Here is a 19,154-nt window from a genome sequence, read left to right as displayed (position 1 = left end):
GCGCCCTCCCTTTCGTTCGCTTATGACCTGAATCGGACGGCTCTACGATTTACTTGCCCTGATAGTTCTATTCTGCCGGCGTCAGATGAGCCGTTGGACTTGGAGCGAGATCCCGCGCTGGGCGGAAGACGAAGTAGGCGAACAGGATCATGGCAGCCAGGACGATCAGGGAGGCCAGCGCGGCGACCGGATCGGCGGCGGTATAGCCGAGATGGATGGCCGCGACGGCGATCGTGAGCACGACGGTGCCGAGCGACCACAGGACGACTTGGATCGTGGCCAGACGGCTCGAATCGATGGTAGGGCGGCGCTCATAATAGATGCCGAACAGGAACAGCGAGACCCATCCCAGCAGGTTGAGATGGGCATGGGCCGGCATGATCGCGTGGTTCTGTGTCGCAGCCATGCCAATCCCCATGGCCATTCCGGCGATGACGAACAGAACGGCCAATCGGAAGCTGAGTGAAGAAGCGCGCATATTGAAGTCCTCTGAAAAGTATTCCCTGGCTGATTGATGCTTTTAATTACAGCCAAGGTCAGAATGAAGGATGTGCGTAAAATCACAACTGCTAATTCTGCGCTCATCGTGCTGTGATAACATTTCTTTACTGATCTTCATAAAATTCAAACCTGATTTCTTATTGATCTGCATTATCTTCGACCGGCTTTTTTCATTGGAATAGTTCGGATTCGGCATCCAGAAATCATAATCACTGTAAGATATTTGAAGCAGACGACGAATGTCTTAGCTTCGTGAGAGCCGGTAAGCTGAGACATTCCTCTTTGGTGGGACTTGTTCGCGGCCTTCAATTCTGGATAAATTCCTTCAAACAACAAATTTCGACCGGTGCCGGAAAGGTATTCCTGCGTTTTGATCGGCTCGAAGGTTAGCTGGGCAATTTAGAGGGGCAATCCATGGCCATATTCAACATCTACAACAACGCTGCTTTGTCTGCGGAAGGCTTCTTCCCGGTTGGCGTTACCGTTATCCAAACCCCGAACGGGGACACCGGCCGGGATTACACATTCACCCTCGGCGGTGAGACCCGCATCGTCCGGGTGTTCTGGGATTCAGAGACTCTCAATATCTATGCCATCGGCCTTTACCTTTCCGATGAGGATCCGCAAAGCGGGGACGAGGAACCGATCGGCGGGATCGATGACATTGCGATTCCCCTCACGCGTGCGCAGTTCGAGGAGGCTTGGCTCAGCCCTGGAGCAAGCTCGTCCGCCGTGTTTGCCCTCATCATGGGCGGCAATGACACGTTGAACGGCAACGGTCTCGAAAACACATTCGTGCCCGGACTGGGCAACGATGAGGTGTTTGGTGGCGGCGACACCGGCATCAACGATTATGATTATGTGAACTATGCATTCGACAACCGGCAGCATGGAATTGAGGTTGATCTCGTCGACGGCGATGCCGCCGACGATTTGGGCAAGATCACAAGCAGGGGCGGACCTGCAGAAACTGATATCCTGCATTCGATCAACAGCGTCTATGCAACAGCGTACGACGATCTCCTGATCGGTGACAATCACGATAACGAGTTCTACGCCGGCTTCGGCAACGACACGATCCATGGCGGCGATGGGCCGGTCGATAACTTCGATGTGCTGAGCTACAGAGGTCCGGAGGGGCGCACACAGGGGATCACGGTCACCTTCACCGCACAGGGATCCGGCACGGTCACATCGAACGAGCAAGGGCCCGAGACGGATCAATTCACCGGCATCGAGGCCGTCTACGGCACGGCTGGCAACGATCGATTCACCGGGGCGGCAGGATTCCAGCGTTTCCGCGGCTTTGCCGGAAATGACACGTTCGATGGCGGCGCAGGCGACGACGAGGTCGATTATCGCAGTGATACCGCCGAGGTTGCTGGAAAGGCGGGGATCAACATCAACCTGTCGAACGTCAATGCACAGGGCGCTGTCACGGTCGCCGGTGCGAACGGCGATGTCGACACCCTCATCAACATCGAGAGAATCCGCGGTACCCGGAACGACGACACCATCACAGGGAGCGCTGGGTCCAACCGCCTGCGCGGCGATGCAGGCAGCGACGTCATCAGCGGTCTCAACGGCGACGACCGCCTTGAAGGCGGCGTCGGCGACGACACGCTCAATGGCGGCATCGGCTGGGATACGCTGGACGGAGGTGCCGGCGACGACGTCCTGATTGGCGGCGTTGGGGCCAATACGGACGAGGATTACTTCGTGGGAGGTGCCGGCAACGACACGATCTATGGCGGGGAGGTTGCGCAGGACGATAACCCGAACACCAACTGGAACGATCTCAGCTACATCGAGAGCGGCCTGTTGGGTATCACGGTTACTTTCAACGATAACGCCAATAGGTACGGCTCGGGAACCGTCGTGAAGCCGGACGAAGGCGGCACCGATACCTTCTATAACATCCATGCCGTGCGCGGCACGAATGGAAACGACACTTTCATTGGGGGCGAGTCAGCTGTCCCTCAAAGGTTCATCGGATATGGAGGCGACGACACCTTCGATGGCACAAAGGGTGTCAACGAAGTCGACTACCGGGCTGAGTACCGAGCCGCTCCGGCCGAGTTGAAGAGGGGCATGGAGATCGACCTGCGGGATGGGGATACCGTGCTGGTGACCGATCTCGCGGGCGACACGGACACACTCACCAAGATCGAGCGTGTTCGCGGCACGGAAGAGGATGACGAGATCTATGGCAATGGTCTCAACAACCGCCTGCGCGGCGACAACGGCAATGACCTACTGACAGGCGAGGCGGGTGACGACCGGCTTGAGGGCGGCGCCGGATGGGACACCCTGGACGGCGGTACCGGCAACGACATTCTCGTGGGCGGCGTCGGCGCTGCCACCGATGAAGATTACTTCTGGGGAAGTGCCGGCAACGACACCATCTTCGGCGGCGATTATGAGCAGAACGACGACCCGAACACCGACTGGAACGATCTCACCTATTATGAGCGCGGCTTCGCCGGGATCATCGTTACCTTCGACGATTTCACGGGGCGCTATGGCTCAGGTATCGTCGAGAAGAAGGCAGACGATGGATCGGTCGTCGGCACCGACACCTTCTACAACATTCATGCCGTACGTGGCACGAACGGGGAAGACGTCTTCGTCGGCGGCGAGGGCACAGTTGTCCAGCGGTTCATGGGATTCGCAGGCGACGATCTCTTCGATGGCACGAGAGGGATTAACGAGGTCGATTACCGCCTCGAGGCTCGCGAGGCTGAGCGTACGACCGGTATGACCATCGATCTGAGTTCCGGCGACACGGTTGAGATAACGGATGCTGGTGGTGATACGGATACGCTGACCCTGATCGAGCGTCTTCGCGGCACGGACCATGGTGATAAGCTTTATGGAAACTATTTGAACAATCGTCTTCGCGGCGATGGCGGCGATGACCTCGTCGAGGGGCGTGATGGCTTCGATCGCCTTGAAGGCGGTGCTGGCAATGACAAATTGAACGGTGGTGGGGACGACGACATTCTCTTGGGAGATGCGGGCAACGACACGCTCAATGGCGGCGCCGGCTGGGACACCCTGGACGGTGGTGCCGGCAACGACGTTCTCGTCGGCGGCGTCGGCGCTGCCACGGATGAAGACTCCTTCTTGGGCAGCATCGGCAACGACACGATCTATGGCGGCGACGTTGAGCAGAATGACGACCCAAGCACCAACTGGAATGATCTCAGCTACAGTAATGGGATCTTCTCCGGCATTGAGGTAACGTTCACCTCGGGCAACCGGTATGGCACCGGAACGGTCGTGAAGAAGGACGGTAACGAAATCGTCGGAACGGATCAATTCTTCAACATACACGCCGTGCGGGGGACGGCGGGAGCCGATACATTCACGGGCGCCGAGAGCTCGGTTGCTCAGCGCTTTATCGGCTTTTCCGGCGCAGACATCTTTGACGGCACGAACGGGCTCAATGAGATCGACTACCGGGCCGACTACCGCGCTACCCCTGACCCTTTGAAGAGAGGCATGACCATCGACCTGCGAGGTGGAGATACGGTGAAGGTGACCGATCTCTCCGGTGCCGAGGATACTCTCACCAAGATCGAGCGCATCCGCGGTACGGAAGCCGACGACAGGATCTATGGCAATGGTCTCGACAACCGTCTGCGCGGCGACAACGGCAACGACCTTTTGTCGGGCGGGGCAGGCAACGACCAGCTTGAGGGTGGCGCCGGCGTCGACACGGCGCTCTACAGCGGTGCCCGATCCAATTACCATGTCGTGAACAACGGGACGACCCTGACCATCACGGATCAACGGGATGGTAGCGAGGGAACAGACACCGTCATCGATGTCGAGGTTTTCAATTTCGGCGGGACGGTCCTCAACCTTGCGGAGGTGATCAACCACGGATCGGCCATCAATCTGTCTGGCGGCATGGTGTTCGAGAACAGCGCAACCGGCGCCGATATCGGAACCCTGTCAGTCACTAATCGGGATGCTCTAAGCACACATAGCTATACCCTGGTCAACGATGCCGGCGGGCGCTTCCAACTTGCAAGCGACGGTAAGACGATTGAGGTGAAGAACGGGCTCCTGCTCGATTATGAGCAGGCGATAACCCACACGGTCGTGGTGCGCGCGACCGATCAGTTCGGCAAGAGCGTCGACCAGACGCTGACCATTGTCCTGCAAGACGTGGCGAAGGAGAGCACCACCGGCACCACTGGCAGCGATACAGTCTCAGGCGGATCCGGCACCGATAGCCTCTCCGGCGGAGGCGGCAACGACGTCCTCAATGCCGGCGGGGGTAAGGACAAGATCGATGGCGGCACCGGCAATGACAGGATTATTGGCGGCGCCGGCCAGGATTCGCTCACCGGCGGAGCCGGCAAGGACGTGTTCGCGTTCGCCAGCAAGGATACCGGCACGAGCAAGGGCACGGCCGACTACATCACGGACTTCTCCGGCAAGGGAGGAGACAAGATCGATCTGAAGGCCATCGATGCCGACACAAAGAAGAAAGGCGATCAGGCCTTCAGCTTCATCGGCAAGAACGATTTCACCAAGGCCGGTCAGGTGCGCTACGAGAAGTCTGGTAAGGACACCTATGTCTACCTCAACACCGACAGCGACAAGACGGCGGAAGGCGTGATCAAGCTCAAGGGAGCCATGGACCTGCAGAAGGGCTGGTTCGTGCTGTAACAGGCAAGGATCCCAGCTGCCTTACTGAAGCAGAGCACAATGCGGGGAGCCAAGGCTCCCCGCGTCATCTTGAGGCGTTATCGTCGCTCCCGGCGGGAGCAGGATAGGTCCGCGCCTCGGGCTTTTCGTCGGGTCCGGCGCAAAGACCATGACTTCCGGCCGCCGCTTTCAATATCCGCCGTTGGGGCGCGCTGCGGACGGCTACCTTGGCACTCTCCTACGGCTCGATGCGGTCGTCCGCCTTCGGAGCATCGGGGTCGGTCTTCTCGAGACCCTTGCGCTGGTCGTTCCCGCTCAGGCTTCTGCTGCCGGCGGAACCCTTGCCTGATGCCGCGTGATCCGAACCGCTCCGACCCGGATGCACGATGCTGGTGTTCAGGCTTTGCTCGGCCAGGCCCTGACCCTGGTCGCGGCCCTTGCGAGGCATGGCGTCAGCCACCGCTCTGGATGTCGCTCCGGCGCGCCCCGGACCCCATGCCCTGCTGATCTTTGAGGGCATGCTCGCAGCGGTCCACATGGCTTGCGGCACGCTGCTGCATTTCCTGTTTGTTATGGCAAGGATCGTCCACGTCTTGCTGGCAGAACTGGCACTTCATAGTGGCCTCCTATGCGGCATGAACAGGAGGCCAACGTAAAGGCGCAAACAGGGTTCCGAGCTTCACCCGTGCCTTTGACGGCTTGGTTCGGTGCCTAACCTCAGCCGTAGAAGATGGCGCGGCGGCCACAAACCGAGGTCCGGGAAGATGTAGAACAGGATCATGGCGTCCACGACGCCCCGGCGCATCCGGATTAGCCTGCAACTTTAGACTTAGGCCTCTTGATCTCCCCCCCAAAAGTAACAGAAGCTTAAGATCAGGCGCGAGCCGCTCAAATAAAAAGCGCCCCAGGGAGGAAGTCATGACCAAATCTAAGACTCTCGGAACGCAAGATCCTGGCGGAGTGAAACAATCACGCCGCCGTTTCCTCAAGGTTGCTACCATCGGCGCTGCCGCAACAGTCGCCGCTCCAAACATCGTCCAGGCCCAGGGCCCAATCAACATGCGCTGGCAGAGCACGTGGCCGTCCAAGGACATCTTCCACGAGTTCGCACTCGATTTCGCCAAGAAGGTCAATGACATGACTGGCGGCGACCTCAAGATCGAGGTGCTGCCCGCAGGCGCCGTGGTGCCGGCTTTCGGCCTGCTCGACGCCGTGTCGAAGGGAACGCTCGATGGCGGGCATGGCGTCATGGTCTACCATTACGGCAAGCAGACGGCCCTCGCTCTCTGGGGATCCGGTCCTGGCTTCGCCATGGATGCCAACATGCTGATGGCCTGGCATCGCTACGGCGGCGGCAAGGAGCTGCTCGAGAAGCTGTATGCCTCGATCGGCGCCAATGTCGTGTCGTTCCCCTATGGGCCGATGCCGACGCAGCCGCTCGGCTGGTTCAAGAAGCCGGTCACCAAGATGGAGGATATGGCGGGCCTCAAGTTCCGAACCGTAGGCATCTCGATCGACGTGTTCACCGGCATGGGCGCGGCTGTCAATGCCTTGCCTGGCGGCGAGATCGTCTCGGCGATGGATCGCGGCCTTCTCGATGCGGCCGAGTTCAACAACGCCTCGTCCGACCGTGCCCTCGGCTTCGCCGACGTATCCAAGGTATGCATGCTCCAGAGCTACCACCAGAACGCCGAGCAGTTCGAGATCATGTTCAACAAGACGAAATATGATGGGCTGCCCGAGAAAATGAAGGCGATCATTGCCAATGCAGTCGATGCTGCATCGCAGGATATGTCGTGGAAGGCGATCGACAGGTACTCGAAGGATTATGTCGAGCTCCAGACGAAAGACAACGTCAAGTTCTACAAAACGCCGGACGCGATCCTCAAGAAGCAGCTCGAGGTCTATGACGAGGTCGTGAAAAAGAAATCCGGGGAGAATCCGCTGTTCAAGGAGATCCTTGAGTCGCAGCTTGCTTTCGCTCAGCGGGCCACACGCTGGGAGCAGGACACCGTCGTCAATCGCCGCATGGCGTTCGATCACTACTTCGGACCCAACGCGGCTGCAAAGAAGATCTAAACCGGCGATCAATTCGGCCAAGCGCCACCGGCCTCTCTCCGATGGCGCTTGGTCATGATCCTATTACCCTCTCTTCGGTCGGCTCCCCGCATGAACGTCCAGCAAATTCTGCATATTGTCGACGGCATCAGCACATGGGTCGGCAAGGCTGCGGCGTGGCTCGTCATCGGGCTTATGACCCTTGTCTGCGTCGAGGTCTTCAAGCGTTATATCATGAACATGCCGACAGCATGGATCTTCGATGCGAGCAATATGTTCTACGGCAGCCTGTTCATGCTGGCCGGCGCCTACACGCTGGCGCAGAACGCCCATGTGCGCGGCGACTTTCTCTACAGCTCGATGAGGCCTCGCACGCAGGCGTCGCTCGATCTTGTCCTCTACATCGTCTTCTTCCTGCCGGGCATCATGGCCCTCATCTATGCGGGCTACGATTACGCGGCGCTTTCCTGGCGGATCGGCGAGCATTCGACCGTGACGGCGAATGGTCCGCCGATCTACCATTTCAAGGCGGTGATTCCGATAGCCGGCGCCCTGGTGATGCTTCAGGGCCTGGCCGAGATCCTGCGCTGCGTCGTTTGTCTCAAAACCGGGGTATGGCCCAGTCGGCTCAAGGACGTCAGCGAGATCGACGTGGTCGAGGAGCAGCTCGCGCACAGCGAATATGTGGATGAAGAAACGCGCAAGACCGCCATCGCGCGCGCGCAGCAGATCGACGAAACGGCGCGGCAACGCGGGATGGGGGGAGACCTGCAGACATGAGCGATCCGGCATTGGGTCTCACGATGCTTATGCTCATCGTGGTGGTGATCATGATGGGTTTCCCGACGGCCTTCACCCTGATGGGCCTCGGGATGTTCTTCGGCTTCTATGCGTTCTACAATCCGGCGGAGCATTGGTTCGACAACCGGGTTTTCGACCTCATGGTCCAGCGCACCTACGGCGCCATGACCAACGACGTTCTCATCTCCATCCCGCTCTTCGTGTTGATGGGATATGTGATGGAACGCGGGGCGCTCGTCGACAAGATGTTCTACGCAATCCAGCTCTCGTTCCGGCGCTTGCCCGCCTCGCTCGCGATTGCGACGTTGATCGTCTGCACATTCTGGGGCATCGCCAGCGGCCTCGTGGGAGCCGTCGTCGTCCTCATGGGGGTGATCGCCTTCAACCCGATGCTGCGCGCCGGCTACGACGTCAAGCTCGCCTCCGGGGTCATCACGGCCGGAGGCACGCTGGGAATTTTGATCCCGCCTTCGGTGATGATCATCGTCTATGCGGCGGTGGCCGGCCAGTCCGTCGTCAAGCTCTACGCGGCAGCGATGTTTCCCGGCTTCTTCCTCGCCTTCCTGTACCTCGTCTACATCATCGGCTGGGCGATGATAAACCCGAAGATTGCACCTGCCCTTCCCGAGGAACAAACACGGGTTCCGGTGCCGGAATGGATGCGAAGGTTTCAGGCGGCTTATTCGAACAACATGCTGGTCGGGCTGTTCTCGGCCCTGTTCTCGCCAGGCCGCATGAAGGGCCTCGACGGCGATGGCGGGCGTCTCACCTACTGGACGGTGTTCAAGAACTTTCTCGCGACCCTCATCCCGCTCACGCTGACGGCGCTCACCCTATGGCTCGTGTGGTGGTACGTCGTCATCCACCCGCAGGCATCGGCCGAAGGCGAGGCTCCCGAGGGGCTGGAGCAACTCGGCGGACCGGCGGTGAGCGCGCCGGTGACGCCGACCGACATAGGACCGGCAACCACATTCTATGTCGTTTTCGGCATCGTTGCCGCGTTGGCTCTGGTGATCCTCGCCCGCTACTACCGGAACATGAACGCCGAGCGCCTCCAGGTCGTGAAGCTTCTGTCATCCTCGATCATGCCGCTCGGCATTCTCACCCTCCTCGTGCTCGCCGTCATTCTGTTCGGAATCACCACCGCGACCGAGTCCGCTGCGGTCGGCGCTGCCGGAGCGTTCCTGCTCGCGTTCCAGGCTCGGACGCTGAACTGGAAACGGACCAAGGAGGCCGTGTTCCTGACGGCGAAGACCACGGCGATGGTGTGCTGGCTCTTCGTCGGTTCGGCGCTGTTCTCGGCCGTCTTTGCGATCCTCGGCGGGCAGGGGTTGGTCGAGCGTTGGGTTCTGGCCATGGATCTGACCCCTATACAGTTCATGATCCTGTCGCAGGCCGTGATCTTCATTCTCGGCTGGCCGCTGGAATGGACCGAGATCATCATCATCTTCGTGCCGATCTTCCTGCCGCTGCTGAAGCATTTCAACATCGACCCGGTGCTCTGGGGGGTTCTCGTCTTCGTCAATCTTCAGGCTGCGTTCCTGTCGCCGCCCGTAGCCATGTCGGCCTTCTACCTCAAGGGTGTTTCACCACCGCACGTCACCCTGAACCAGATCTTCGCGGGCATGATGCCCTACATGCTCATCGTGATCGTCTGCATGATCTTCATGTATATCTGGCCTGAGCTGACCCTGTGGCTGCCGCGCTATCTTTACGGCGGCTAGAACACCGGATCCGGAATTGGGATTCGCTTTCGGGTCCGCACGATGCGTTCAGGTTGAAGACAGGTGGAGGATCTCTGCGATGTTCGTGATGGCTGAGCGGCAGCGAGGCCCGCGAGCAGATTGTCCCGATGCTTCTAGCTAACGGACAGGCGCCCCAGCTCGTCTGAAATCCCATCTCGACGCGCATGTTCGAGCATGAAGCGTTGGCGCGTCGTGGTGCCCCAGTGAGTGACGAGGCTTTTCTTGAGCGGAATGTTTTCGATCCCGATGCAGGAACCAAGAGCCCGAGGGCCTGTTCATCACAAGGCTTTCCATGCCGAAATGTTGGCATGTCTGCCGGAGAGTACTGACGCGCTGAGCGCCGGAAAAAATCCGAGAGGGAGATGAAGATGCAGAAAGCTCTGATACTGGCGGTTGGGCTTGCCTTGGTCGGCACCTCGGCGTGGGGCCAGAGCGGCTCGCGAGATCGTGATGACTTCGATCGCGGCGGCTGGCGTGAAAGCCGCGACGGGTGGGACCGTGACCGGGATCGGCGGCATGGACCGGGCATGCGTGATGACGATGAAGACGAGGATCGGGTCAGCCGTTCCGGAGGTGGTGCCCGTTTCTTCCTGCGCAGCGGCGACACGCAGCTTCGCGTAACCTGTGGCGATCGGGAATCCACCCAGTCGTGCGTCGATGCTGCCCTGCGCATGTTCGATCGGCTGCAGTCACAGCAGGGAGCGTCCGGCAGACCTTCCGGAACTCCAGCTCAGCCGCCTCAGTAGGCCGGTACCGGGTGGCGGAACCGTGAGGTCATGGTCTCCTGCTCCGCCGCTCAGTCATCGCAGACGCGGTAGCGCCGCACGATGATGTCGCCGAAGCGATCCCGGTATTCGCGGCGGACGGTGTAGCACTCCTGGCCGCGGTCGCGCTCTCTCCAGCGGCGGCCGCGATCCCAGTCGCGATCCCTGTCTCGTCCGCGCCAGTCCCGGTCCTCCCAATCCTGTCCACGATCCCAGTCGCGGTCCATCCGGGATTGCGCTTGTACGCTCTCTGCCGCGCTGCCGACGAGCAGGCACCCCGCCAGCACGAGAGGCAGGTGCTTGAGCTTCATCATGATGGCCTCCGATGAGGTGACTGATGCACGCCAACGCCGATGAGGCGGCGGCGTTCCTGGCGGAGGAGACGGTGAGAGTGATTGGCGAGCCTTTGTCGGCGCCCGTCAGACGTGCTCGAGGGCGGCGAGGAGATCCGTAAGCAGATCGTCCCGGTGCTCCAGCCCTACCGACAGGCGCACCAGCCCGTCCGTGATCCCCATCTCGGCGCGCTGCTCGGGCGTGAAACGCTGGTGGGTCGTGGTGGCCGGATGGGTGACGAGGCTTTTCGCGTCGCCCAGGTTGTTGGAGATCCTGATCAATCGAAGGGCGTTCAGGAACCGGAAGGCGCCTTCCTTGCCGCCCTTGACGTCGAGGGCGATCATAGTCGAGGCGCCGCTCATCTGCCGCCTGATCAGGTCTGCCTGAGGGTGCTCCGGGCGCCCAGGATAGGTCAGCCGGCGAAGCTTCGCATGATCGTGGAGCGCATCCGCAAGAAAGCCGGCGGTGGCCGTCTGCCGCTCGACCCGCAGGGGGAGCGTCTCAAGGCCTTTCAACAGTACCCAGGCATTGAAAGGGGACAGCGACGGTCCCGTCATGCGCAGGAACTGCTGCACCTTGTTCTCGATGAACTCGGTCGAACCCAGGATCACCCCGCCCAGACATCGGCCCTGGCCATCGATGTGCTTGGTCGCAGAATAAACGACGCAATCGGCGCCGAGGGCGAGCGGCTTCTGGAAGAGCGGGGTCGCGAAGACGTTGTCGACGGTGAGCGTCGCGCCGGCCTCGTGCGCTATCGCGGCGACCGCGGCGATGTCGATGATCTCGAGACTTGGATTGGTCGGCGTCTCGAGCAGGAAGGCCTTGGTTTCCGGCCTTGACGCGTTGCGCCATTGGCTCAGGTCCGTCCCGTCCACCAGGGTGCAGCCGACGCCGAAGCGGGGCAGGAAATCCTCCACCACCCAGCGGCAGGAGCCGAAGAGCGCGCGGGCAGCCACCACGTGATCGCCGGCCTGGACCTGCCCGACCATGGCCGCCGTGACCGCGGCCATGCCGCTTGCCGTCCCACGGGCGGCTTCGGCGCCTTCGAGCGCGGCGATGCGCTGCTCGAAAGCATCCACGGTGGGGTTCGAGTAGCGGCTGTAGCTGTAGCCGGCCTCCTCGTTCAGGAAGCGCCGCTCGGCACTCTCGGCGGTCTCGTAGATGAAGCCCTGCGTGAGGAATAGCGCTTCGGACGTCTCCCCGAACGGCGTGCGCTGGTGGCCTTCATGGACGAGGCGGGTCTCTAGGCGGTAATCTGGCGTTTGCGGAGAGGTCATGGGGGGATCCTAGGGTTGTTCTTTATAAAGAACAACCGTCTTCTTTTGCGGAAATCGCTCCTTCTAGGCCAAAGTTCCACGGATGACCTCTTTCCGGGTCTCTTCGATGAGACGTTTCACGCATGGCTCGAGGGAGGTGCGCCAGGGCGGCAGAACCACGTCATGCCTCTCCTTGAGCTTGGTGCAGTCGAGCCTGGAATTGGCCGGCCGCTTGGCCGGGGTAGGGTAATCGGCCGAGGCGATGAGCCGGACCCGTGCCGAAGGACCGCCGAACCGTGCCGACAGGGCGAAGATCTCGGTGGCAAACTCGGCCCAGCTGGCAAAGCCCGTTCCCGCCATGTGGAACAGGCCGCGAAGGTTCCTGTCCTCTGGTTTCTCCAGGAGGTTGCGGCTGACCGCGATGATGCCGTCGGCGATGTCCAGGGCGCTGGTCGGCGAGCCGAACTGGTCGGCGACGACGCCGATCTCGTCGCGATCGCCGGCAAGGCGCAGCATCGTCTTCACGAAGTTCTTGCCGAACGGGCTGTAGATCCAGGCCGTCCGGAGGATGGCGTAGTTCTCGGCCTCGGCCGCCACCGCTTCCTCGCCCAGGAGCTTCGAGGCGCCGTAGGCTCCCAGGGGCGCGACGGGATCGTCCTCACGATAGGGGTGGTCGGCGGTGCCGTCGAAGACGTAGTCGGTGGACAGGTGGATGAGGGGCACGTTCATGGCGGCCGCGGTGCCGGCCACGACGCCCGCGCCGATCCCGTTGATGGCCTCGGCCAGCTCAGGGGCTGCCTCGGCCTGATCGACAGCCGTGTAGGCGGCCGCATTCACGATGACGTCGCCCCCGGTTTCGATCAGGGCGTCCTCGATCCCCGATGGATCGGCAAGGTCGAGCTTGGGGCGGCCGACGAGCACGGCCTGTGCGCCGTGAGCCCGCGCACGCTCCGCGAGGGAGCGAGCCACTTGCCCTTCCTTGCCGATGACGATGATACGCATGGAACTCCAACCTTCTTCGATCTGAAAGCAGCTCTCTGACAGGAGCTGCCAATGAGATATCAGTTGCCGATGGCAACGCCTTCGCGGCGGCTGTCGGCGCCGCCGACGAACCCTGCCGGCGTCGCCACGATGGCGTGGATGCCGGAGTTCTGGTCGATCAGCTTGACCTCGTGCCCCTTCGCCTCAAGCGCGGCCTTCCAGGCCTCGGATTCGGTGCCGGCCTCGAGCTCGGTCGGCCCGTTGCGGCTGCCGACATTGGGCAGATCGGCGGCCACCTGGGGATCGAGCTTCCAGTCCAGGATGCCCACGAGGGTCTTTGCCACATAATTGGGTATGAGGCTTCCGCCGGGCGAACCCACCACCGCATAAAGCTTGCCGCTGCCGTCGAGCACCAAGGTCGGCGCCATGGACGAGCGCGGGCGCTTGCCGGCTTCCACGCGATTGGCGACGGGCTTGCCGTCCTCGGTCGTGGCGAAGGAGAAGTCCGTCAGCTCGTTATTGAGCAGGAACCCGCTCTTCGTCATGATCCGCGCCCCAAACCCATCCTCGATCGTGGTCGTCATCGACACGGCATTGCCGTTGCGATCCACGATGGACATATGGCTCGTGCCGTATTCGATCCCCTCCGACGGCCCCCAGAGGAAGGTCTTCTGGAACGGCGGGTCGCCGGGCTTGGCCTTGCCCATGGATTTGTTCGGATCGACGAGGGCCGCGCGGCTCTTGATGTAGCCCGGATCGGTCAGGCCCTTGACCGGCACATTGACGAAAGCCGGATCGGCCAGGAAGAGGGCCCGGTCCGCATAGGCCAAGCGGCCTGCTTCCGCGATCCAATGCACCGCATCGGGGCCCGGCTTCATCGAAGCCATGTCCTGGGTTTCCAGAACGCCCATGATCTGCTGCACGGCCACCTGGCCGGAACTCGGCGGACCCATGCCGCAGATCCGATAGGTCCGATAGCTGCCGCACAGGGCCTCGCGCTCCTGCACCTTATAACCCTTCAGGTCCTCAAGGGTCATGTCGCCGGGATTTGTCGGGTGCCCGGTCACGGTCGCCACGATGTCCTGGGCGATCTCGCCGGTATAGAACGCGTCCGCGCCTTTTTCTGCGACGGTGCGCAGCGTCTTTGCGAAGGCCGGGTTCTTCAGCACTGTCCCGACGGCCTTTGGGGTGCCATCAGCCTCGTAGAACGTGGCGCGGGCGACCGGATCGTTTTGAAGATACTTCTCCTGGGTCAGCAGGCCGTTCAGGCGAGGCGAGATGGCAAAGCCCGCTTCGGCCAGACGCGCAGCGGGTTCGATCACCTGCTGCCAGGACAGCTTACCCCAGTTCCTGTGAGCCGTTTCGAGCAGACGCAGCGTTCCCGGCACGCCGACCGAGCGGCCGCCCACGACGGCGTCGTAGAACTTCATGGGCTTGCCGTCGGGCCCGAGAAAGCGCTCGGGCTTGGCGGCGGCAGGTGCGATTTCGCGTCCGTCGAGAGTCGTCATGGTCTTGCCGTCCCAAAAGACCATGAAGGCGCCGCCGCCGATGCCCGAACTCTGCGGTTCCACGAGGTTGAGAACCAGCTGGACGGCGATGGCCGCATCGACGGCGCTGCCCCCTGCCGCAAGAATCTCCCGGCCTGCCTGCGCTGCCAGGGGATTGGCTGCGGCAACCATGTCCTTCGTTGCAGAAGCGACAGGCTTGAGCGTACGTCCCGTGGGAGCTTCAGGCGAAGGAGCCACCGCTTGGGCAAAGGCCGGCAGCGAAAGGGGAAGGGCGGCCAAGAGGCCGAGTCCTATGAAGCTTCTACGAAGGGTGCTCTGGATGATCATGCGGTGTGCTCCCTCTTTTTCTGCTTATCCCGATAGGGTGGAGGAAGCCTAACAAAGGATCATCCCTTTGCGCCACTTCCATTCCATACCGAAAAAGAAGAAATTCTAGTAATGTTGCGCTGCAATATCACACTCCTGTCATTCTTCTCCGGCAGGATGCGATTCGTCGCGATAAGAGATGGAGCAGGACATGTACGCCTATAATCTGTTCCGTAGTACAAAGCCGGACGGGCTCGTCTGCGCAGTGCCGGAAGAGCGCACGGTCCCCCCATTCGTCGTTGAACCCCATTGGAAGTTCGGTGGGCGGGTTCAGGGGCAGGACGCCCCTCTCGGCTTCGACCGGAAAGCCGCTATGGAAGGCGTTCGCTTCAACGGCTTCTATTTGTTCGCCACCTTCCAGAAGGACCGCTCGGACTGGTAAGGTTCCGAGCGCATCTGCAAGTATGCCCGGTCCGCTGCCGGGCATGCCGGCAACCGAAGAACATCGATACGATTCAGATCGACTCTTGATCTTGGGCAGCGCCTGCTCTCTATCTTGCTGAGCTTCGCGCCCGCCGCCCCGCATCACCGATTCGATTGTGAACTCCTCTCTTGCTCTGATCTGGACCATCACTGCTGCCACGACCTTGCTCCAGGCCGGCAACGGCCTGCTGCAGGCCTTGATGCCTCTTCGCATGCAGGCGGAGGGGATCTCCGTCGCATCCATCGGTATTGTGGCCGCAGCCTATGGAGTGGGCTTCTCGACAGGCTGCTTTCTCGCCCCGAGCTTCATCCGTCACGTGGGTTACATCAGGGCCTTCGCCAGCCTTGCGGCCATGGTCTCCGTCCTGATTCTGACCATGACCCAGGCTCATTCGACTCTGGCCTGGATCCTGCTGCGCGGACTGACGGGCGTCACGCTCGCCTGCATCTTCACCGTCACCGACGGCTGGATCAGCGCCCGCGCGACGTCGAGCCATCGCGGACGGATCCTTTCCATCTACATGATCTGCACCAAGGTCGCCCTGATGCTGTCTCCGCTCGGGATCAGCCTGGGCAATATCCGGACCGACGGATTGTTCATGGCGGTGAGCGCTTTGATCACGCTCTCGCTGCTTCCCATCGCGGCAACCACCACGAAAGAGCCGAATGCCCCCCAAGGCGTGCGGATCGAGGTGAAAAAGCTGTTCTCCACGGCGCCCTCCGCCGTGATCGGGGCTTTCGTGGTCGGCCTCGTCAACGGTCCGGTGGTCGCGATCACGCCGGTCTTCGGCGTCAGCATCGGTTTGAGCCAGGATCAGGCTGCGGCCCTGCTGTTCGCATTGCAGGCCGGGAGCCTCGCCATGCAATGGCCTCTCGGATGGCTGTCCGACCGTGCCGACCGGCGTTACGTGATCGCAGGATTGGCCGCCGGCGCGAGCCTTGTGTCTCTCGTGATCCTTTGGGCGAGCGCGCAGGGGGCGAGCCTGCTGATCCTTTGGTCCTTCGCGGCCTGGGGCGGATTGGCTCTCTGCATCTATTCGGTGTGCGTGGCCCATGCCTGCGATATCGTGGAGCCCGGACAGATCGTGTCCACGGTCGGCACTCTGCTGTTCTCCTGGGCGACCGGGGTGACCATCGGCCCGCTGCTGGGCGCCGCGGCCATGGAAGTCTTGGGACCCCAGGGTCTTTTCATCTATTCGGCCCTGGCTTCACTGGGGCTTGCCGTCTTCATCGCGGTGCGGATCATCAGGGTGCAGCGTACGCCCGCCAAGGGCGGCTTTGCCGATATAGCACCCAGCAGCTCCGCCTCGGCAGGCTTGACGCCCCGCGCCGAGGTCGGTCCCGATCAGGATCAAGGGTTGGCTGAAGAGGCGGGCCAGAAGGACGTGTCCGCAGCCACGCGGGTCGAGACATCCCCATAGCGGTTGAGGCGCTTGTCGATCATGCCATCGATCTTGCCGTAAACCTCCGCCACGCTGAGCTGGCGGGTCTTCTTGCCGTCCTTGGTGAAGAACAGGGACTTGTTCGACTTCGCCGCGGCCGGGAAGGCATCGGGCGCGCTCTTCTTGGGTGTATCGTCCACCAGGGCGATGAACTTGCTCGCGCTGTCCACACCGAGGAAGTGGGACATATAGAACTCCGAGCGGCTGAGCTTGCGGCCGAGCCGTGCTTCGATCTTCGCCTTATCGCGCTTCATCATTTCAGCTGCCATCAGAGCGGAGATGTATGGATTCCGGCGCAGCCCGAGGATGTGCTCGCGCATCGTCTCGTCCGCTATGGCCAACTTGCCGTCGGTGCGCTCGATCGCCTGGGCCTCGGCATGCAGGCCATGAACAGGCCCGAAGGAGCGGACGACCTCGAGCCATGTGCTCGTAATGAACTGGAACAAGCCGACTGCAGAGGAGGTCGAGGCCTTGTTGCCGGGCAGGAAGCTCGATTCCTTATCGGCAAGGGCCATCATGTAGACGGGATCGGCGCCGGTCAGCTTCGAGGCACGCAGGATCGTGTCCACGATCCAGACGGGAACGCGCATCTCCTCGAATTCCATGTACTCCGTGAGCTCCCGGGAGATGGGCTCAGCATTCTCGCTTCCTTCCGAAACCGGAGGATTGGTGAGGGGGAGCGACAGGATGATCTGCTTCTGGAGTTCGGCTTGGTTAGGCTCCGCTGATTCAATCGGAACGATGGCTTCGAGCGGATCGGCCGGAGCAGGGTCGCTTGCAGTGACGGTGAAAGGAGCGGGAACCTTGATGGCTTTCTCCCCTGCATCGAAAGCCGCCGGGAGGTTCGTTTGGGACTCTGCAGCCGAAGCGGCCTGGGACGTGACAGCCGGGCAGATGGCGAACGTGATGCAGGCGCCGAGACCGAGAATTTTGGTCAGGTTCAGCAGGGTGTAGCCACCCTGAAGGGCTGAACGCTTCTGCGATGTTGTGCGGCGCAACCGAAACCTGCTCTGCTTTTCACAGTCAAGGCAAATGGCCGTTTGCTGGCATGCGTCGCACGACGCCGTCAGAGCGATCTGCATATGAAGAAGCCCCCTAGAAATGCGCCGCTTCACTGCCTGGACAGGTTTGCGGTTGTTCTTCGTTCAAGAGAGTGAGTATGTGCGTGTCAGATATGTCCAGAATGGGTCAGCTTGACGGTTGATTTGGACTTTGTTCCCATCTGCGACCATTTGCAACTATCCGTACGCAGGGGATAATCTTCGAAAAGTCTTTGGCTTTCGAAGGAATACTGGCGCGAAAACGTTCCTGAAGTGGAAGATCATCTAGATCGTGTGGGTCATTAGGCCGCACTTAGGAAATTGCTCAGCTTGTCATGAGGTGGAGCAGCCTGCTTTGGTCTGTAAGGCCGCAGCCTTAAGCAAACAGGCGCTCAATGGTGTCGCGTGATGATTTCAATGGCTCTCCATAGCCGCGGTGTCAGACTGGCCGTTCTGATCGGCTGCCTGTTTGGGGTCTCTGCCGCTGTAGCTCAGCCGAGGCCACGGCAGGTTGCCTCCCTCAACCTCTGCGCGGATCAGTTGCTCCTGGCTCTGGCAGATCGCGCCCAGATCGCTTCCTTGAGCCGGCTTGCCCGTGATTCCTCGATTTCCTTCATGGCAAAGCTGGCCGAAGGCCTGCCTCTGAACGACGGTCGGGCCGAGAGCGTGCTTTTCAGCAGGCCCGACCTTGTCCTGACCGGCACCTACGGCCAGCAGGGACAGGTAGCTCTCCTCAGGCGGCAGGGCTTGGATGTCCTCCAACTCGGCCCCTGGTCGGGTTTGGCCGAGGATCGCGCGCAGATCCGAACCCTTGCCGCGAAGCTCGGCCATCCGGATCGCGGCGAGGCCCTCATCGCCCGGATCGATGCGGCGCTGGAGGTGGCAAGGGGAACCGCGCCGGGCGGGCCCACCGTCCTGGTCTATGAACGGGGCGGCTGGGTTGCCGCCGCCCGTTCACTCTTAAGCGAAGTGTTGATGCAGCTGGGTTTCACGCTGCATCAGGAGGCCCTTGGATTGAACGCCGGAGGTGTTGCGCGGCTGGAGGCGATCGTCACGTCGCCACCGGATGTCATGCTCGTCGATGCGGGGTCACAGCAGGTGGTCGACAACGGCACAGCGCTGTTCGCCCACCCGGCTCTGGCAGCGGCCGTACCTCCCGGGCGACGCCTTGCCGTTTCGGGCCGACTGACGATCTGTGGAGGTCCCTCGACGCCTGCCATGATCGAGGCCTTGAGCGCCGAGGCGAAGGCCAAGCTGCGCTGAGAGGGCTCAGC

16 protein-coding genes are annotated in these 19,154 nt (G+C 61.4%); 8 read left to right on the top strand and 8 right to left on the bottom strand.

Features of this window, described 5'->3' with window-relative positions; all coding sequences use genetic code 11:
* Positions 1-67 precede the first annotated feature (67 nt).
* Complete coding sequence (locus ILT44_RS05430) at positions 68-478, bottom strand: hypothetical protein (protein WP_204238554.1); 411 nt, start codon at positions 476-478, stop codon at positions 68-70.
* Between the two features lie 437 nt (positions 479-915).
* Between ILT44_RS05430 and ILT44_RS05425 the strand changes: the two genes are divergently transcribed.
* Positions 916-5,184: a hypothetical protein gene (locus ILT44_RS05425; protein WP_204238553.1), complete on the top strand. Its 4,269-nt coding sequence runs from the start codon at positions 916-918 to the stop codon at positions 5,182-5,184.
* 217 nt (positions 5,185-5,401) lie between these two features.
* Here the strand turns inward: ILT44_RS05425 and ILT44_RS05420 are convergent, their stop codons facing one another.
* A complete protein-coding gene (locus ILT44_RS05420) occupies positions 5,402-5,611 on the bottom strand; it encodes a hypothetical protein (RefSeq protein WP_204238552.1) in 210 nt (69 codons plus the stop codon).
* A 4-nt stretch (positions 5,612-5,615) separates the two neighbouring features.
* A complete protein-coding gene (locus ILT44_RS05415) occupies positions 5,616-5,780 on the bottom strand; it encodes a hypothetical protein (RefSeq protein WP_204238551.1) in 165 nt (54 codons plus the stop codon).
* Between the two features lie 301 nt (positions 5,781-6,081).
* Between ILT44_RS05415 and ILT44_RS05410 the strand changes: the two genes are divergently transcribed.
* The 4 genes from ILT44_RS05410 (at position 6,082) to ILT44_RS05395 (ending at position 10,513) form a co-directional block, all read left to right on the top strand.
* A complete protein-coding gene (locus ILT44_RS05410) occupies positions 6,082-7,242 on the top strand; it encodes a TRAP transporter substrate-binding protein (RefSeq protein WP_204238550.1) in 1,161 nt (386 codons plus the stop codon).
* Between the two features lie 90 nt (positions 7,243-7,332).
* On the top strand, positions 7,333-8,001 hold the full coding sequence (locus tag ILT44_RS05405) for a TRAP transporter small permease subunit (protein ID WP_204238549.1): 669 nt from the start codon (positions 7,333-7,335) through the stop codon (positions 7,999-8,001).
* On the top strand, positions 7,998-9,746 hold the full coding sequence (locus ILT44_RS05400; protein WP_204238548.1) for a TRAP transporter large permease: 1,749 nt from the start codon (positions 7,998-8,000) through the stop codon (positions 9,744-9,746). Before ILT44_RS05405 ends, ILT44_RS05400 begins: the two co-directional genes overlap by 4 nt.
* 389 nt (positions 9,747-10,135) lie before the next feature.
* Positions 10,136-10,513, top strand: a complete 378-nt coding sequence (locus ILT44_RS05395) for a hypothetical protein (RefSeq protein WP_204238547.1) — start codon at positions 10,136-10,138, stop codon at positions 10,511-10,513.
* A 50-nt stretch (positions 10,514-10,563) separates the two neighbouring features.
* Here ILT44_RS05395 and ILT44_RS05390 read toward each other — a convergent pair whose 3' ends face one another.
* The 4 genes from ILT44_RS05390 to ggt form a co-directional block, all read right to left on the bottom strand.
* A complete protein-coding gene (locus ILT44_RS05390) occupies positions 10,564-10,845 on the bottom strand; it encodes a hypothetical protein (RefSeq protein ID WP_204238546.1) in 282 nt (93 codons plus the stop codon).
* A gap of 105 nt (positions 10,846-10,950) precedes the next feature.
* Entirely contained in the window at positions 10,951-12,141 is a 1,191-nt protein-coding gene (locus ILT44_RS05385; RefSeq protein ID WP_204238545.1) for an O-succinylhomoserine sulfhydrylase, read from the bottom strand.
* Between the two features lie 63 nt (positions 12,142-12,204).
* Positions 12,205-13,122, bottom strand: a complete 918-nt coding sequence (gene rfbD, locus ILT44_RS05380) for a dTDP-4-dehydrorhamnose reductase (protein WP_204238544.1) — start codon at positions 13,120-13,122, stop codon at positions 12,205-12,207.
* A gap of 59 nt (positions 13,123-13,181) precedes the next feature.
* Entirely contained in the window at positions 13,182-14,936 is a 1,755-nt protein-coding gene (gene ggt, locus ILT44_RS05375; RefSeq protein WP_204238543.1) for a gamma-glutamyltransferase, read from the bottom strand.
* 190 nt (positions 14,937-15,126) lie between these two features.
* On the opposite strand from ggt, the gene ILT44_RS05370 reads away from it, so the two are divergent.
* A complete protein-coding gene (locus tag ILT44_RS05370) occupies positions 15,127-15,357 on the top strand; it encodes a hypothetical protein (RefSeq protein ID WP_204238542.1) in 231 nt (76 codons plus the stop codon).
* A gap of 157 nt (positions 15,358-15,514) precedes the next feature.
* Positions 15,515-16,819, top strand: coding sequence for an MFS transporter (locus ILT44_RS05365; protein ID WP_204238541.1), 1,305 nt, complete (start codon positions 15,515-15,517; stop codon positions 16,817-16,819).
* On the opposite strand, the gene ILT44_RS05360 is transcribed toward ILT44_RS05365, so the two are convergent.
* A complete protein-coding gene (locus ILT44_RS05360) occupies positions 16,750-17,838 on the bottom strand; it encodes a transglycosylase SLT domain-containing protein (RefSeq protein WP_204238540.1) in 1,089 nt (362 codons plus the stop codon). The genes ILT44_RS05365 and ILT44_RS05360 overlap by 70 nt on opposite strands.
* A gap of 459 nt (positions 17,839-18,297) precedes the next feature.
* On the opposite strand from ILT44_RS05360, the gene ILT44_RS05355 reads away from it, so the two are divergent.
* Complete coding sequence (locus ILT44_RS05355; protein ID WP_204238539.1) at positions 18,298-19,143, top strand: ABC transporter substrate-binding protein; 846 nt, start codon at positions 18,298-18,300, stop codon at positions 19,141-19,143.
* The last annotated feature ends 11 nt before the right edge of the window (positions 19,144-19,154 follow it).

The sequence above is a fragment of the Microvirga arvi genome (assembly GCF_016892765.1).
Taxonomy (GTDB): domain Bacteria; phylum Pseudomonadota; class Alphaproteobacteria; order Rhizobiales; family Beijerinckiaceae; genus Microvirga; species Microvirga arvi.
Note: the sequence above shows the minus strand (reverse complement) of the source record. Positions and strands in the feature narration are given on the sequence as shown.

What these genes read in the sequence shown, in the direction of transcription:
- ILT44_RS05395 (WP_204238547.1), top strand. Translation starts at nt 10,136, where the DNA reads ATGCAGAAAGCTCTGATACTGGCGGTTGGGCTTGCCTTGGTCGGCACC.
- ILT44_RS05405 (WP_204238549.1), top strand. Translation starts at nt 7,333, where the DNA reads ATGAACGTCCAGCAAATTCTGCATATTGTCGACGGCATCAGCACATGG.
- ILT44_RS05400 (WP_204238548.1), top strand. Translation starts at nt 7,998, where the DNA reads ATGAGCGATCCGGCATTGGGTCTCACGATGCTTATGCTCATCGTGGTG.
- ILT44_RS05430 (WP_204238554.1), bottom strand. Translation starts at nt 478, where the DNA reads ATGCGCGCTTCTTCACTCAGCTTCCGATTGGCCGTTCTGTTCGTCATC.
- ILT44_RS05420 (WP_204238552.1), bottom strand. Translation starts at nt 5,611, where the DNA reads ATGCCTCGCAAGGGCCGCGACCAGGGTCAGGGCCTGGCCGAGCAAAGC.
- ILT44_RS05390 (WP_204238546.1), bottom strand. Translation starts at nt 10,845, where the DNA reads ATGATGAAGCTCAAGCACCTGCCTCTCGTGCTGGCGGGGTGCCTGCTC.
- ggt (WP_204238543.1), bottom strand. Translation starts at nt 14,936, where the DNA reads ATGATCATCCAGAGCACCCTTCGTAGAAGCTTCATAGGACTCGGCCTC.
- ILT44_RS05410 (WP_204238550.1), top strand. Translation starts at nt 6,082, where the DNA reads ATGACCAAATCTAAGACTCTCGGAACGCAAGATCCTGGCGGAGTGAAA.
- ILT44_RS05385 (WP_204238545.1), bottom strand. Translation starts at nt 12,141, where the DNA reads ATGACCTCTCCGCAAACGCCAGATTACCGCCTAGAGACCCGCCTCGTC.
- ILT44_RS05415 (WP_204238551.1), bottom strand. Translation starts at nt 5,780, where the DNA reads ATGAAGTGCCAGTTCTGCCAGCAAGACGTGGACGATCCTTGCCATAAC.
- ILT44_RS05425 (WP_204238553.1), top strand. Translation starts at nt 916, where the DNA reads ATGGCCATATTCAACATCTACAACAACGCTGCTTTGTCTGCGGAAGGC.
- ILT44_RS05370 (WP_204238542.1), top strand. Translation starts at nt 15,127, where the DNA reads ATGTACGCCTATAATCTGTTCCGTAGTACAAAGCCGGACGGGCTCGTC.
- ILT44_RS05355 (WP_204238539.1), top strand. Translation starts at nt 18,298, where the DNA reads ATGGCTCTCCATAGCCGCGGTGTCAGACTGGCCGTTCTGATCGGCTGC.
- rfbD (WP_204238544.1), bottom strand. Translation starts at nt 13,122, where the DNA reads ATGCGTATCATCGTCATCGGCAAGGAAGGGCAAGTGGCTCGCTCCCTC.